This window comes from Sporosarcina sp. NCCP-2716 (assembly GCF_023707985.1).
GTDB lineage: Bacteria > Bacillota > Bacilli > Bacillales_A > Planococcaceae > Sporosarcina.
In genome coordinates this window covers 417,480-431,365 of sequence record NZ_BRCF01000001.1, presented here as the reverse complement: position 1 = coordinate 431,365, position 13,886 = coordinate 417,480, and the positions used below count along the sequence as shown (strand labels likewise).

Genomic DNA, 13,886 nt, shown 5'->3' with positions numbered 1-13,886 from the left:
GTCAAAGTATTTGCATGGAATAGTCCGTTTCCCGTCCGAGCACATGTGCCGCCGTGTCCCTTTCATTTGCAGAACGGAAGCTGACGACGAGAATACCGTAAACGTCCGTGCGGGTTTCCACGATACGGATATTCGTCAGGCTGATTTCGTGCGCAGCCAGTATACGGGTGATCTCGGAAATGACCCCCGGGTGGTCAGGCACATCGATATGGAGATCGAACGGCATATAGAGCGCACCTTGTGCAGTATCCCGGGACACTGTCGGCAGCTGGTCCCTGAATTGCTTCGCCTGGTCGAAAAATTGTTCGACCGCCGCGGGATCACTGTCCTGAAGCAAATTACGGACACGCTGCATTTCAGCGGTCCAGCGGTCGAGCTGGGCTGTCAGCTCGTCCTTGTTCTGCATCGTGATATCCCGCCACATGACAGGATCGGCGGAAGCGATCCGGGTGAGGTCCCTGAAACCGCCCGCGGCAAGCCGTCTGATGAACGGTCTGCGTTCCTCTTCGTCAGCCAGCAGATTGACGAGGGAAGAAGCGATGATATGCGGGAAATGGCTGACGACGGCCGTCATGCTGTCGTGTTCTTCGGCATCGAGGACCGCCAGTTTCGCCTGTGCCACTCCAAGGAGCGTCTCGAGTTTATCGAGTTCTTCCCGGCTGCAGCCCGGGGGCGGTGTCAAAATATAATAAGCATTTTCAAACAGATGACCGATCGCAGCGGAGATGCCGCTCTTATGGGAACCTGCCATCGGATGACCGCCGATGAAAGTCACCCCTTTTTCGAGCAGGGGCGCTGCAGCCTGCATGATCGGCTGCTTCGTGCTCCCTGTATCCGTGACTATGACCGATTCTTTCATCCCCCACTCAGGCGCTTCGCGCAGCAGCGAGACGGCAGCGGCCACCGGCACTGCGAAGATGACGAAATCCGCTTCCCTTGCGGCAGCTGCAGCGGACGGTGCGACGGCATCTATGATCCCCCGCCGGTACGCTTCATCCGCCGCCTTGTAGGAACGGTCGAATCCGGTGATGACGACATCCGGACGCCGTTTCAGCGCCAGTGACAGCGATCCTCCGATCAGTCCGAGACCGATGATGGCGACATGTTGTGTCATCCTGTGTGCCCTCTTTCCTCCAGGATCGCTGCCAGTGCTGAGAAGAAGCCGTCATTCTGCGTTGCCGTACCGACTGTGACCCGGAGCCAGCCCGGGGTGCCGAGCAGATTGCCGCTGCGGATGATATAGCCGCGCTGCATAAGCAGATCGGCTGCTTCATCTGCATCCATCGGTACTTCCAGCAGGACGAAATTGGCTTCGGAAGGGAGGATGCGCAGCTTATGTGCCGCTGCAAACTGCCGGAAGCGAGTCCGCTGCACGGCATTTTCCTGCCTGCAGTGCGCGATGAAATCCTGGTCTTCGAGTGCACGCCCGGCAGCAGCAAGCGCAAGCGAATTCGTATTGAACGGATTGCGCACTTTGGTCAATTGGGCAATGACGGCTGGCGAGGAGATACCGTAGCCGAGCCGGAAAGCGGCAAGTCCGTACGCTTTCGAGAACGTACGGAGGATGATCAGGTTCGGGAAACGGGAAAGCCAGCCGACGGGGTTCTCGTACGAACTGTCGGTTATGTACTCGAAATACGCTTCATCGGCAACGACCAGTATTCCGGACGGCACTTTCTCCAGGAACTCCCGGAACTCTACTGAAGGCAGCAGACCGCCTGTCGGATTGTTCGGTGTGCAGATCCAGATGACGGCAGTCGTATCGTCGATCGCCTCCAAGAAGCGATCAAGTGCATAGACCCCGTCTTCCAGCGGGATTTCACGGACTTCCGCTCCTTCGATGCGCGCGTTATGGGCGTATTGGGGGAATGTCGGGACCGGCATGATCGTGCTCGTCCCTGGAGCCAGCAGGGCGCGGGATATGATGGTGATCAGATCATCCGAGCCGTTGCCGAGGATGATGGCCGACTCCTCCACTCCGGTAAGACCGGCAAGTGCCGTGCGAAGCGGCGGGGTTCCGGTCTCCGGGTAGATTTCGTACTGGATGTGCGCGTTCTCCAGGTAATTACGCACGGACGGCGCACAGCCGTAGGGGTTTTCGTTGGATGCAAGCTTTTCGATTTTCGGGATTCCGTATTCTTTCTGCACGTCTTCCGCTGACCGTCCCGGCTTGTAGGGCTTCATGGCGGATAGGGCTGGTTTCCAATTCATCGGTATCCTCCTCGATACGTTATTGACCGGCTAGATCCGGTCTCAGTTTCACGGCGTCGTTCAAATAGATGTGCGTGATTTCCTGCTGCGACTTGCCGGTGTTGGCATGCATCAGCACGCGGATGCAGAACGGCATGCCGCCCGCCACGTCCATTTCATGCATGCACATGACCGGCACATACGTCCAGCCGACGATCGACCGGACGGCTTTGGCCGGAAATGCCGACTGCACGTCCGTTGTTGTCGAGATGAGGACAGACACGATATCCTCCGCCGCCAGGTTGTTTTCACGCGCCATCGTCTTCACCAATTGTTCCGTCGCGTCCAGCACGAGACCCTGTTCATCACAGGTCACTGTCGTCGCACCGCGGACTCCTCTTACTGTCATGACTGCAGCCCCTTTCTGATTCGTGTAGCCAGTTCACTGTATGCGGATGCTAGGACCGATTCCGGTACCGGCTGGGTGAACGGCCTTCCTGTGTGTTCGAGCAGGACGAAGATGATTTCACCGTGCACCGCCTTCTTGTCTTTCCTCATGAAATCGAGAAGCGGACCGAACGGCACGTCGAGCAGGCGTTCCAGAGGGTAGCCTGAACGGACCGCAGACCCGATGAAACGGTCGGTCTCCTCCGGCCGGACCCCACCGAACGTTTCACTGAGGAGCATGCTGTACGCCATCCCGATCATCACACATTCGCCGTGGCTGACCGCCCCGTATCCGAAATAAGCTTCTGCCGCATGGCCGAGCGTATGTCCGAAATTCAGGAACTTCCGCGTCCCCTGTTCGAACTCATCCGCCCCGACAATCGCCGCTTTCACCTGGATGCCTTTCATCAATTCCCTGTCGAGTTCGGCCGGCGGCAAGTGCGGGAACCTCATGTCTGAAAGCAGGGCATCCGCCCATGCTGCATCGGAGATCATCGCATGCTTCAGCAGCTCCGCCATTCCGGAACGTACCTCCCGTTCGGGCAGTGTCGCGAACAGCCGGGACTCGAACAGGACACCTGCCGGCTGATGGAATGCGCCGACCATATTTTTACCTTCCGGCATATTGATGGCCGTTTTCCCGCCGACTGCACTGTCGTGGGCGAGTATCGTCGTCGGACACTGGAGGAAAGGGATCCCTCTCATGAAGGTCGCTGCTACAAATCCTGTCAGATCCCCGCAGGCCCCGCCCCCGAATGCGATCAGCAGTGAGTTCCTGGTGAATCCGTGCAGCAGGAGGAATGACTGGCAGGCGATGAAGCTGTCCGCCGTTTTGCTCGCCTCCCCTGAAGGCAGCAGGTGGATGAGCGGGCGGACGCCTGCCCGTTCCAGCGCCGTCATCAGCACGTCCGCATGAAGCCCGGCAGCAGTCCCGTCCGCAAACACCGCAATTTTGTCCGCCTGCAGCAGCAATTCTTTGTATTCTTCAGAAAACAGCCGGTAGACATCCTCCCCGATATGGACCGGGTAGGATGATCCGCCTGTTACGACCGTGATCTGCTCCATCCTCAAAACTCCTTTGCATAACGTCTGTATTGCTCGACGTCCTGTTTCAGCCCTTCCATTTCAAATGACCGGAACTCTTCGATGATCACTTTGGCGAGCTCAGTCGCGATGACATGCTCGGCAACGACGGAAGCGGCAGGAACGGCACAAGGATCGGATCGTTCGATCGTCGCGGTGAATGGCTCTTTCGTATCGATATCGACGCTCTCCAGCGGCTTGTACAGTGTCGGGATCGGCTTCATGACGCCGCGGATGATGATCGGCATGCCGGTCGACATACCGCCTTCCAAGCCGCCGAGACGATTAGTCTTCCTGTAGTAGCCCCGTTCCGCTGACCAGGCAATCTCGTCGTGCACCTCACTGCCAAAACGTTTCGCCATCTCGAACCCGATGCCGAATTCCACTCCCTTGAAGGCGTTGATGGACATCATGGCTGCGGCGAGACGGCCATCCAGTTTGCGGTCGAACTGCGCATAGCTGCCCATCCCGGGAGGACAACCCTCGATGACGACTTCCACGACTCCGCCGAGCGTGTCCCCGCGTCCTTTCGCATCATCGATTGCTTCCACCATTGCAGGCGAGACGGCCGGGTCCGCGCAGTAGACAGGGTCTTTCTCCACCCGCGCCAGGATCTGGTCTGCGGACAGTGCCGTGATCGTTTCAGGATCTGCAGTGATTCCGCCGATTTCGATGACGTGGGCGGCCGTCACGATGCCCAGTTCCTTCAGAAACTGTTTGGCGACCGCTCCTGCCGCCACCCGCATCGTCGTCTCCCTTGCGGATGAACGCTCGAGGACATTGCGCAGATCCCGATGCCCGAATTTGATGCCGCCGACAAGGTCTGCATGCCCAGGACGCGGCCGGGTGATCTGCCGTTTGATATCCTCAGGACGGATGTCGCTGCCGAGCGGCTCGATGCCCATGATGGATGTCCAGTGTTTCCAGTCATCATTGACGACTGTAAGTGTAATCGGCGAACCGAGTGTTTTTCCGTGACGCACGCCCGAAGAGATGACAACTTGGTCCTTTTCGATCTGCATCCTCCGGCCTCGGCCATGGCCGCCCTGACGGCGTGCAAGTTCCGTTGTGATCATCTCGGCGGTCAGCGGCAGCTGTGCCGGCATCCCCTCGATGATCGCTGTCAGTTCAGGGCCGTGTGATTCACCAGCTGTCAATACTCTCATCAGTTATATCCCCCTTTTGGCCATCTCGGTAAGATGACCATTGATAGCACTTTACCAAACTCCCTGAACGTTGACTACACGTTTAAACGAAAAAATCCGGAAAAGTCCGGATTTTTCATAATTTCTTATAAAAGAACGTATCTTCGGACTCCAGCCCATACCGGTCCGGGCTGAAGATCTGCTCGGTGCTGCCGACGAACAGGATGCCGCCCGGCTTCAGGGCTTTTGCGAAATTCGAATAGATCTGGTCCTTCGCTTCCTCCGTGAAATAGATCATCACATTCCGGCAGACGATCAGGTCGAAGCCGCTCCCATAGCTGTCCTCCAGGAGATTGTGCTTTTTGAACGTTACCGACCGTTTCACTTCTTCCTTCACTTGGTAAAACTGGCCTTCTTGCGTGAAGTATTTCTTTTTCACGTCAGCCGGCACTTCTTTCAGCGAACGGTCCGGGTACAGGCCGACTTTCGCTTTTTCAATGACGCCCTGATCCAGATCGGTTGCGAGGATGGAAACCTCACGGAGCGGCATATGATTCGACAGCACCATCGACATCGAATACGGCTCTTCACCTGTCGAGCAGGCAGCACTCCAGCATTTCAGTGTTTTCGACTGTTTCAGCAGCTGGGGGATGATCTTTTTATCGAGCACTTCCCACCGCTGTCCGTTCCTGTAGAACTCGGAGACGTTGATGGTCATCCGGTCCAGGAACTCGTCCATCATCGAACGGTCACTGCGGATCAGTTCGAAGTATTCCGTGAAATCACGGCATTTGCGTTTCTCATACAAAGAAGTCAGCCGGCGTTTCATCTGCGCTTCCTTATAGAGTGATAAGTCGATGCCCGTCTTCTTCTTCACATTGTCTATGAACTGCGTGTAATCCGACACTGTACCGCCTCCGTCCTCTTGCTGTTATGTATAACAAAAACAGCCGGCGGAAACCGCTAGGCTGCTTTTGTAAGGTTTCAGTTGATCCAGCTGTTGATATCTTTGCTGTAAGAAGTCAGTTCCTCTTCTTTGAAGAACAGGCCGATTTCACGTTCAGCGGATTCAGGTGAATCCGAACCATGGATGATGTTCTTGCCGACAGTGACTGCGAAGTCGCCGCGGATCGTTCCCGGTGCCGAGTCTTTCGGGTTTGTTGCGCCCATCATCAGACGTGCTGTCGCGATGACGTTCTCGCCTTCCCAGACCATTGCGAAAACAGGACCGGATGTGATGAACTCTGTAAGTTCTCCGAAGAAAGGACGTTCCTTGTGCTCGCCGTAGTGCTGCTCAGCAAGTTCCTGAGTGATCTGCATCAGTTTCCCGCCTACGAGCTGGAAGCCTTTGCTTTCGAAACGGTTTACGATTTCACCGATAAGTCCGCGCTGGACGCCATCAGGCTTGACCATTAAAAATGTCTTTTCCATAATTCAAAACCTCTCCTTATCATAACAAATCAGGGATGCCCCTACTGAATAGTACCAAACACGATACGATCTTTCAATTTTTTCTTTCCTCCGGCGTACTCAGTAGGTCCGTTTGCCGAGGAATTCCGCAATCTGTTCGAAAGCACGTTTCGCTTCACTCTCAGGCAGCCGGCTGATTTCCTCTGCCGCTTTCTGCAAGTATAGGTCACTGATCTCCTGTGCTTTTTCGATGGCGCCGCTCTTACGCACATACCGGAGCATCGCTGTGCGCTCTTTCTCCGTCAGTGTCCCGTCGAAGGACTTCGTCAGATAGGGCTGGAAATCCGGCTCGTTCCGTATGTATAAGATCGGCAGCGTCATATGGCCATTCAGCAGGTCGGAGCCCGCCGGTTTGCCGAGCTGCTTGTCCGATGAAGTGAAATCGAGGATGTCATCGACAATCTGGAAGGCCATGCCTGCATAATAGCCGAAGTTGCGGAGCGTGCGCACGACGGCCGGATCCGCATCCGAGATGAGGGCGCCGAGTTCACAGCTCGAGGAAAGTAAGAGCGCCGTCTTCCGTTTGATGCGCCGCAAGTAATCGCGGAACGACTGGTTGGTCCTTCTCTGGTAATCGAACTGGATGATTTCACCTTTGCAGATTTCGAGCATCGTATCGGCAAGCAGCCGATGGACAGGCGCCATTTCGATTTCCCCGATTGAGGTCAGTGCACGGGAGAAGATGAAATCGCCCGTATACATGGCGATCCGGTTGTCCCATTTTGCCTTCACCGTCTTACGGCTCCTTCTCATATCCGAATTGTCGATCACGTCATCGTGGACGAGGGAAGCCATATGGACAAGCTCCAGCGAGACAGCCACTTTCGCTGTCTGTTCCATGGAGTATGTACCGAATTTGGAAGAAAGGAATACGAAAATCGGACGGATCCTCTTACCCCCAGCCCTCAGCAGATGCATGGATGCCTGCTGAATCAGCGGAGAATCCGACTGAACGGCATTCTCTAGCTCTTTCTCGATATGGATGAGTTCCTTCCGGAAATCGGTATACAATGCCATCGCCTTCAATTTTTCCAAAGTGATTCCCTTCTCCCGCCTGCATAATATTATTTGATAGCGATATGCCCTGCTGCGACGCCGCCGCTGTACGGCCGGTAATCGACCCTCACGAACCCTGCATCCTTGAACATATGCGCCAGTTTCTCCCTGTCCGGGAAATCGTCTGCTGATTCCTGGAGCCATGAGTACTCATTGTAGCTTTTCGCGAACAATTTTCCGAAGACAGGCATGACGTAGTGGAAGTAGAACCGGAATGCCTGGCGGTACCCCGGAATGAGCGACTGGGACGTTTCCAGGCATGCAGCGATGCCGCCGGGTTTGACAACGCGGTACAGTTCACTCAGCACCTTTTCGTAGTCAGGGACATTGCGCAGGCCGAAACCGATCGTCACAACGTCAAACGTGTTGTCTTCAAACGGAAGTTCCATGGCGTTCCCCTGGACGAGCGTAATATTCGGATACGCCTCGGTTTTCGGCGCAGCCGATGAAAGCATCGCACTGCTGAAATCGAGCCCGGTCACACTGCCCTTGGTGCCGACTGCATTCGCGAGTGCAATCGTCCAGTCCGCTGTTCCGCAGCAGACGTCCAAAGCCGCAGAACCCGGTTTGACGTCCATCCGCTTCATGATATCCGAGCGCCAGCTTTTGTGCATATTGAAGCTGATCACGGAATTCATCTTATCGTAATCGCTTGAAATCGATTGAAATACGGAATGGACTTTTTCTTCTTTTGTTTGACCCACAGGGATCCCCTCTTTCCGTTTGTCAGCTTAGTGAATCGAATGCGCCAAGGCGCTGCGCCGCTGTTTCCTTCAGCACTTCAAGCAGCCCGTCCGCCCGCTGCAGCTCCTGCCGCAGGCCTTCCCGCTGCAGGTCGATCGCCTGACGGAGAACCGCGCCGTCGATGTCGAATGCTTGTACGGCAGCCGGGTCGGTCATCTCGTTCAGCCGGATATATGTAAGCGCGTACTCGGCCAGCTTCCGGTAGCTGCCGAACCCGTACAGCGAATAGAATGTGGAGATGCATGCCGTCTCGATGACCGTCATCCGTTCCACGAGTCGTTCGGCTGTCAGGCGGGTGTCGTTCTGCAGCGCAGTCTTCTGTTCGTTGATGTGCGCGATTGTCTTCGATAGTTCGCGGATCAGCGCGAATTCCCCGGTTTCCGCAAGGATGCGGTAGTGGATGCCGCTGAAATGGTCACCCGCAAGGACGGTCAGCTGCTGTACCGGTGACGTCGCCTCGGTGCGGTGGATCCGGTCGTGGATGTCCAGGGCGGCCTGGATAGCGCCGATGGACAGGGTCACTCCGCGGAGCCTCCCGCTGAATTCCCTGTTCTCATTAAGCAGCGGCAGCAGCAGGTAGAATGCCTTGTCCGCGTCGACCGGGAAGTCCGTGATCTCCCTGTTCAGTGTCGGTTCGCGCAGGACTTCCTGCAGCGACTTCATATAATTTTCGATAATTGCTGTCACTTCTTGTTTGTTCATCACCGTTTCTCCGATCCAAGGCATCCGTTGAATGCGCGATGCAGATTGCGATTATGCTCTCTCTTCACTGGAGACAACACCGTGGGCAGTGGTGATCTCTGCACTGCCGCGGATTTTCATAGCGGATGTATGCTCTGTGAATTGGGCAATCATCACTTCGCCGCAGTCCAGTTTCTCTGTGTGATGGAATTTCGTATCGTTGCCGCGGGTCAGCCCGATCACGCTGACGCCGTCTTCTTTGGCTTTGATGATTATATAGTCCGGCGAAGTCATGGTCTTCTCTCCTGTCATTCATATCCCACCTATCATATCACAGGTAAACGGCGTATCGCAAAAGACCTCGGCCTACTTTACGAGCGACAGGATTTCGGACCGTCTGACGTCGTCATGCTCGTATATTCCCCGTGCGGCGGTCGTCACTGTCTTCGAACCCGGTTTCTTGACTCCGCGCATCGTCATGCACATATGCTCCGCTTCCACGATGACATATACACCTAGCGGCTTAAGCATTTCCATCATCGCATCGGCGATGGTGGCCGTGATCCGCTCCTGCAGCTGCGGCCGCTTTGCAGCAGATTCAACAGCCCGGGCAAGTTTGCTCAGGCCTGCGACTTCGCCGTTCCTCGGGATGTAGGCGATATGGGCATTACCGAAGAACGGGACGAGGTGGTGTTCGCACATCGAGTAGAACGGAATGTCTTTCACGAGCACCATTTCGTCATACTGTTCGTGGAAAACCGTCTTGAAGTATTCCCTCGGGTCCTCCCCGATGCCTGAAAACACTTCCGCGTACATTTTGGCAACCCGCTTCGGTGTCTCGAGAAGCCCTTCCCGTGCAGGGTCTTCGCCGATCGCTTCCAAGATCATCGTGACGGCCTGTTCTATTTTCCTGAGATTGCTTTCTTCCATCGCCAGAACCTCCTCTGATGCACATCTAGTCCTTCAAAATAGTAGCATACTCCCTACTTTCAGTACAGCTGACTGTTCTTGTTTCGGCAGTAAACCGGAAAGAAGCCCGCCAGCTTATCCGCGATGGACATCTGACGGGCTTCTATGTAATTGAACTCACTTTACAGCATCTTTCAATGCTTTCCCCGCTTTGAATGCAGGTACTTTGCTCGCTGCGATTTCAATTTCTTCTCCTGATTGAGGGTTACGGCCTTTACGAGCAGCGCGCTCGCGCACTTCGAAGTTACCGAAGCCGATCAATTGCACCTTTTCGCCTTTTGCAAGAGCGTCTTGGATTGTTTCGAAGACAGTTTCAACAGCTTTTGTTGCGTCTTTCTTCGAAAGACCTGCCGCCTCTGCTACGGAGTTGATCAATTCAGTTTTGTTCATCCCGTTCACCTCCTCTCAAAGAAAGGGTCTGCTAAAGCTCTGTAATACTGTAAAAAGAGTAACATAACCGATTCTGAGGTGCAACAATATTGTGGCTGCGGCGGGTTCCGGACACTTCCGAAAACAGAAAAAAGACCCGCTGGAGACGGATCTTTCGGAGTCAGACGATGAATGTCACCATCCCTTTATTTCCTTCATTAACCATTTTCTCTATCGTTTCACGCAGTCTTCTGCGTGCGCTCGTCGGCACGGAAGACGTCTTGAAACGGATGCTCTCTTTCATTACTTCGTGCAATGGCGTGCCGAACAGCTGGGTCTCCCAGAGGGCGTCCCGATCGTGCAGATAGGCGTTCTTCAGCTCCTTCAGCAAGTGGTGGCTGTGGAATTCGGAACCGATCAGCGGCGCGAATTCCGCCTCCATGTCGATACGGATCACATGCAGGGCAGGTGCGGTCGCTTTCATGCGCACTCCGTAGAAGGAGTCCTGTTTGATGAGTTCCGGCTGGGTCGGCTCGAAGTCGGCGATCGTCGGCAGTGCCACTCCGTAACCGTCTTTCTTCGCCGTGTCGATCGCTTCGGCGAACATGTCATACGATTTTCTGGCTTTGACGGCGTCCTTGATGAACAGCAGCCAGTCCTTTTTCGTTTTCATCTCCCCGTCGATGAACGACTCACAGACCGCTAAGTATGTCTCTTCCGTGATCTGGAGGTCGAGCGTCGCTTTCCCTTTGCCTGCATCCACTTCGATGACGTCCGCGCTCTTGATATACTCCTCTTCGTTCAGCCGTTCTGCAAGCTGCTGCACTTTGCGGATCTTCGACGCCTCCAGGAACCCGCCGCTGATGATTTCGTCGATCTGCGAATTGAGCATATGCTCCGGTCCGAGTACATCCATCCAATCGGGCTTTTGCAGATCGATCTGCGTGATCGGGAATTCATAGAGCGCTTCTTTCAGGATGAGCTGGATCTCCTGTGCGTTCAGCTGATCCGCACTGATGGCGATGACCGGGACGCCGTGTTCCTCATGCAGCTGCTGCCTAAGCTGGACGGTCTTCTCGTGCGCCGGCATCTTGGAGTTCAGTACGATCACGAACGGCTTGCCGATCTCTTTCAGCTTCGAGACGATTTCCGTCTCCGCGCTTTCCGCCGCTGCACGCGGAATATTATTCACTGTCCCGTCCGTCGTCAGCAAGATCCCGATCGTGGAATGATCACGGATGACTTTGTCGGTACCGATCCTTGCGGCTTCTTCAAACGGGATCGGTTCGTTGTGCCAAGGCGTGTGGACGTATTTCGGCCCGTCCTCATCCTCGTAACCCTTGACGCCGTCGATGACATAGCCGACGCAGTCTGCGAGACGGATCTGGAATGTCAGTTCCCCATCACCTACGGATACACTGGTGCCCTGTGCCGGGACGAATTTCGGTTCCGCCGTCATGATGATCGGGCCTGGTGAACTTTGCGGCAGTTCGTCTTGCGCGCGTGTCCGGTCAGCCTGTTCGCTCATATTCGGGATTACGACCTCTTCCATGACCCGCTTGACAAAAGTGGATTTACCAACCCGGACAGGACCGACCACTCCAATGTAAATGTCGCCATCTGTCCGTCTGGCCAAGTTTTCATATAGTTCTTCTTTCATTTCCATCGTCCTCCTTTTCTACGCATAGTAGTTTATGAAAACAAAAAACGTTTCATGCATGGGGCACGAAACGTTTTTGCTCAGTTGGACGATTTCAGGAAAATGACTTCATTGTTTTCATCCACCGTGTAGGGCAGGGAGTAGGCCGGGAGGATCGGATACCGGTCCGCCAGCAGATGACGGATGTCCTCACCGGGCTTCACATCCGGTTTGTCCCGTTCGAGGATTCGGGCCAGGTCGATCGAGTAGTCGATATAGAAATTGCCGTCCCCGCCGACAACCAGCGGCAGATGAGCATCCGAGTACGGACTTTCGACAGTGAGCGGCTTTTCGAGCCCCATTTTCTTAAAGTCGATTTCATAGACGTTCGCGCCTTCCTGGATGGCGTCCTTGAACGGCAGGACACCGTTCACCGTTTTTCGGAGGATGAGTTCCCGGATCCGTTCCGCCACTCGCAGATCGACGAGTTTTACCGTAGGATCCTCTTCGACGTCCATGAGGACATACTGATAGATACCGCCCTGTTCGTAGGCGTTCGACGGGATCTTCTCTGTCAGGGAAGGGACGATCTTCGAGAATTCGATCGGGTACTTGATGTACGGGTCGGTTCCCTGGTCGCGGGTCTTGATGGGCAGCAGCCCGTCTGTTTCCGTCTGGTACGTATCGACCGCTTTCTGGACCATTTCCAGCTGGTCTTCATACGGGGTCTGCTTGCTCTCCAGTTCGTCCTGCGGGTACAGGCAGCCGGAGAGCAGCAGGGAGACGGCTGCAGCGAGCGGCAGCATAAGTATACGTTTCATCGGCTCACGCCCCTCCCCCCGGTCCGTTGAAGACCAGGTAGATCATCGCGACAAACGAGAAGATGAGCAGTGCGTATGCGATGACCGCAAATACAATACGCAGGATCTTGTTCTTTATTTTCGTACGGCTAAGGTGGATGAGTCCCATGGAGATCACCATGCAACCCATTGCGTAGAACGATAGCCACATTTTATCCAACGGGGACAAAGCGAGTCATTCCTTCCAATCATAAAATACCGGACAGTCAGCTGCCGGAGCTGTCCGTCTCTTTTTTCTTGTCGCGGTTCATGAGCCAGTCGACGGCCTCGCGCGGGGCGTGGTCCTCGAACAGCACTGAATACAGCGCTTCTGTCAGCGGCATGGAGACCCCGTAGCGGGCGGCCAGCTGGTGGGCGGCCTTTGTTGTGCGCACCCCTTCAATGACCATTCCCATGCCTTCCGTCACTTCCTCGAGCGTCTGCCCTTTGCCGAGCATATTGCCTGCCCGCCAGTTCCTCGAGTGGACACTGTTCGCAGTGACGATCAGATCGCCCATGCCTGCGAGCCCGGCGAATGTGGCAGGGCTCGCTCCCATTTTGACACCGAGACGTGAAATTTCAGCCAGGCCCCGGGTGATGAGCGCGGCTTTGGCATTATCGCCGTATTCCAGTCCATCGGTAATACCGGCAGCGAGTGCAATGACATTTTTCAGTGCCCCGCCAAGCTCAACACCGAGTACATCTTCGTTTGTATAGACACGGAAATAGGAGTTCATGAACAGATTTTGGACTTCTTCCGCTGCTGCGGCGTTTTCCGACGCGACCGTCACGGTTGTCGGGTGACGAAGGACGACTTCTTCCGCGTGGGAAGGTCCTGACAGCACGACGAGCGCTTCCCGGGCGGCCGGCCTGATTTCCTCTGCCAGCATTTCCGTGATCCTTTTCTGTGTATCCGGTTCGATCCCCTTGGAGACGTGGACGAGGATGGCGGGCCGGTCGATCAGTCCGTCCAGCTCCCGGGCGATTTCCCGGATGCCTTTCGTCGGGATTGCGACGATCAGGATCTTTGCATGGCGGACTGCTGCTTCCAGATCGGACGTTGCACGCAGCGCCGCAGGGAGCCGGCAGCCGGCCAAGTATGCAGTATTCGTATGGGATTCATTGATTTCATCGGTCTGTTCTTGCCGTCTGCCCCAAATCAGGCAGTCGTGGCCGTTTTCAGCGAGGACGAACGCGAGAGCGGTCCCCCAGCTTCCTGCACCGATTACAGAAACGTTTGTCACAGGTATTCAT

17 protein-coding genes are annotated in these 13,886 nt (G+C 55.4%); all 17 read right to left on the bottom strand.

Annotation, left to right across the window (positions count from 1 at the left end; genetic code table 11):
- Position 1: 1 nt before the first annotated feature.
- On the bottom strand, positions 2 to 1,114 hold the full coding sequence (locus NFU03_RS02235; protein ID WP_251635745.1) for a prephenate dehydrogenase: 1,113 nt from the start codon (positions 1,112 to 1,114) through the stop codon (positions 2 to 4).
- The gene (gene hisC / locus NFU03_RS02230; protein ID WP_251635743.1) at positions 1,111 to 2,211 is read right to left on the bottom strand and encodes a histidinol-phosphate transaminase; all 1,101 of its coding nucleotides are present in this window, start codon (positions 2,209 to 2,211) and stop codon (positions 1,111 to 1,113) included. The genes NFU03_RS02235 and hisC overlap by 4 nt, the downstream gene beginning before the upstream one ends.
- 19 nt (positions 2,212 to 2,230) lie before the next feature.
- Positions 2,231 to 2,599 (bottom strand): chorismate mutase, encoded by a 369-nt coding sequence (aroH, locus tag NFU03_RS02225; protein ID WP_251635741.1) that lies wholly within the window; start codon positions 2,597 to 2,599, stop codon positions 2,231 to 2,233.
- Positions 2,596 to 3,702 (bottom strand): 3-dehydroquinate synthase, encoded by a 1,107-nt coding sequence (aroB, locus tag NFU03_RS02220; RefSeq protein WP_251635739.1) that lies wholly within the window; start codon positions 3,700 to 3,702, stop codon positions 2,596 to 2,598. Before aroB ends, aroH begins: the two co-directional genes overlap by 4 nt.
- A 2-nt stretch (positions 3,703 to 3,704) precedes the next feature.
- Positions 3,705 to 4,886, bottom strand: a complete 1,182-nt coding sequence (gene aroC, locus NFU03_RS02215; protein WP_251635737.1) for a chorismate synthase — start codon at positions 4,884 to 4,886, stop codon at positions 3,705 to 3,707.
- 115 nt (positions 4,887 to 5,001) lie between these two features.
- Positions 5,002 to 5,772 (bottom strand): CheR family methyltransferase, encoded by a 771-nt coding sequence (locus tag NFU03_RS02210; RefSeq protein ID WP_251635735.1) that lies wholly within the window; start codon positions 5,770 to 5,772, stop codon positions 5,002 to 5,004.
- Between the two features lie 77 nt (positions 5,773 to 5,849).
- A complete protein-coding gene (ndk, locus tag NFU03_RS02205) occupies positions 5,850 to 6,296 on the bottom strand; it encodes a nucleoside-diphosphate kinase (RefSeq protein WP_251635732.1) in 447 nt (148 codons plus the stop codon).
- A 99-nt stretch (positions 6,297 to 6,395) separates the two neighbouring features.
- Positions 6,396 to 7,370: a polyprenyl synthetase family protein gene (locus NFU03_RS02200; RefSeq protein ID WP_251635731.1), complete on the bottom strand. Its 975-nt coding sequence runs from the start codon at positions 7,368 to 7,370 to the stop codon at positions 6,396 to 6,398.
- Between the two features lie 29 nt (positions 7,371 to 7,399).
- Positions 7,400 to 8,095: a demethylmenaquinone methyltransferase gene (locus NFU03_RS02195; RefSeq protein ID WP_251635729.1), complete on the bottom strand. Its 696-nt coding sequence runs from the start codon at positions 8,093 to 8,095 to the stop codon at positions 7,400 to 7,402.
- Positions 8,096 to 8,117: 22 nt separating this feature from the next.
- Positions 8,118 to 8,837, bottom strand: a complete 720-nt coding sequence (locus NFU03_RS02190) for a heptaprenyl diphosphate synthase component 1 (RefSeq protein WP_251635727.1) — start codon at positions 8,835 to 8,837, stop codon at positions 8,118 to 8,120.
- Between the two features lie 51 nt (positions 8,838 to 8,888).
- Positions 8,889 to 9,110: a trp RNA-binding attenuation protein MtrB gene (mtrB, locus tag NFU03_RS02185; RefSeq protein WP_251636212.1), complete on the bottom strand. Its 222-nt coding sequence runs from the start codon at positions 9,108 to 9,110 to the stop codon at positions 8,889 to 8,891.
- Positions 9,111 to 9,182: 72 nt separating this feature from the next.
- Positions 9,183 to 9,746 (bottom strand): GTP cyclohydrolase I FolE, encoded by a 564-nt coding sequence (gene folE / locus NFU03_RS02180; RefSeq protein ID WP_251635725.1) that lies wholly within the window; start codon positions 9,744 to 9,746, stop codon positions 9,183 to 9,185.
- 156 nt (positions 9,747 to 9,902) lie between these two features.
- Positions 9,903 to 10,175: an HU family DNA-binding protein gene (locus NFU03_RS02175; protein ID WP_040286736.1), complete on the bottom strand. Its 273-nt coding sequence runs from the start codon at positions 10,173 to 10,175 to the stop codon at positions 9,903 to 9,905.
- A gap of 160 nt (positions 10,176 to 10,335) precedes the next feature.
- On the bottom strand, positions 10,336 to 11,814 hold the full coding sequence (gene spoIVA / locus NFU03_RS02170) for a stage IV sporulation protein A (protein ID WP_251635722.1): 1,479 nt from the start codon (positions 11,812 to 11,814) through the stop codon (positions 10,336 to 10,338).
- Between the two features lie 80 nt (positions 11,815 to 11,894).
- Entirely contained in the window at positions 11,895 to 12,614 is a 720-nt protein-coding gene (locus NFU03_RS02165) for a hypothetical protein (RefSeq protein WP_251635720.1), read from the bottom strand.
- Between the two features lie 4 nt (positions 12,615 to 12,618).
- Positions 12,619 to 12,822, bottom strand: coding sequence for a DUF2768 domain-containing protein (locus NFU03_RS02160; RefSeq protein ID WP_251635718.1), 204 nt, complete (start codon positions 12,820 to 12,822; stop codon positions 12,619 to 12,621).
- A gap of 37 nt (positions 12,823 to 12,859) precedes the next feature.
- Positions 12,860 to 13,876 (bottom strand): NAD(P)H-dependent glycerol-3-phosphate dehydrogenase, encoded by a 1,017-nt coding sequence (locus tag NFU03_RS02155; RefSeq protein WP_251635715.1) that lies wholly within the window; start codon positions 13,874 to 13,876, stop codon positions 12,860 to 12,862.
- Between the last annotated feature and the right edge of the window lie 10 nt (positions 13,877 to 13,886).

What these genes read in the sequence shown, in the direction of transcription:
- folE (WP_251635725.1), bottom strand. Translation starts at nt 9,746, where the DNA reads ATGGAAGAAAGCAATCTCAGGAAAATAGAACAGGCCGTCACGATGATC.
- NFU03_RS02165 (WP_251635720.1), bottom strand. Translation starts at nt 12,614, where the DNA reads ATGAAACGTATACTTATGCTGCCGCTCGCTGCAGCCGTCTCCCTGCTG.
- hisC (WP_251635743.1), bottom strand. Translation starts at nt 2,211, where the DNA reads ATGAATTGGAAACCAGCCCTATCCGCCATGAAGCCCTACAAGCCGGGA.
- aroC (WP_251635737.1), bottom strand. Translation starts at nt 4,886, where the DNA reads ATGAGAGTATTGACAGCTGGTGAATCACACGGCCCTGAACTGACAGCG.
- mtrB (WP_251636212.1), bottom strand. Translation starts at nt 9,110, where the DNA reads ATGACTTCGCCGGACTATATAATCATCAAAGCCAAAGAAGACGGCGTC.
- NFU03_RS02235 (WP_251635745.1), bottom strand. Translation starts at nt 1,114, where the DNA reads ATGACACAACATGTCGCCATCATCGGTCTCGGACTGATCGGAGGATCG.
- NFU03_RS02190 (WP_251635727.1), bottom strand. Translation starts at nt 8,837, where the DNA reads ATGAACAAACAAGAAGTGACAGCAATTATCGAAAATTATATGAAGTCG.
- spoIVA (WP_251635722.1), bottom strand. Translation starts at nt 11,814, where the DNA reads ATGAAAGAAGAACTATATGAAAACTTGGCCAGACGGACAGATGGCGAC.
- aroH (WP_251635741.1), bottom strand. Translation starts at nt 2,599, where the DNA reads ATGACAGTAAGAGGAGTCCGCGGTGCGACGACAGTGACCTGTGATGAA.
- ndk (WP_251635732.1), bottom strand. Translation starts at nt 6,296, where the DNA reads ATGGAAAAGACATTTTTAATGGTCAAGCCTGATGGCGTCCAGCGCGGA.
- NFU03_RS02175 (WP_040286736.1), bottom strand. Translation starts at nt 10,175, where the DNA reads ATGAACAAAACTGAATTGATCAACTCCGTAGCAGAGGCGGCAGGTCTT.
- aroB (WP_251635739.1), bottom strand. Translation starts at nt 3,702, where the DNA reads ATGGAGCAGATCACGGTCGTAACAGGCGGATCATCCTACCCGGTCCAT.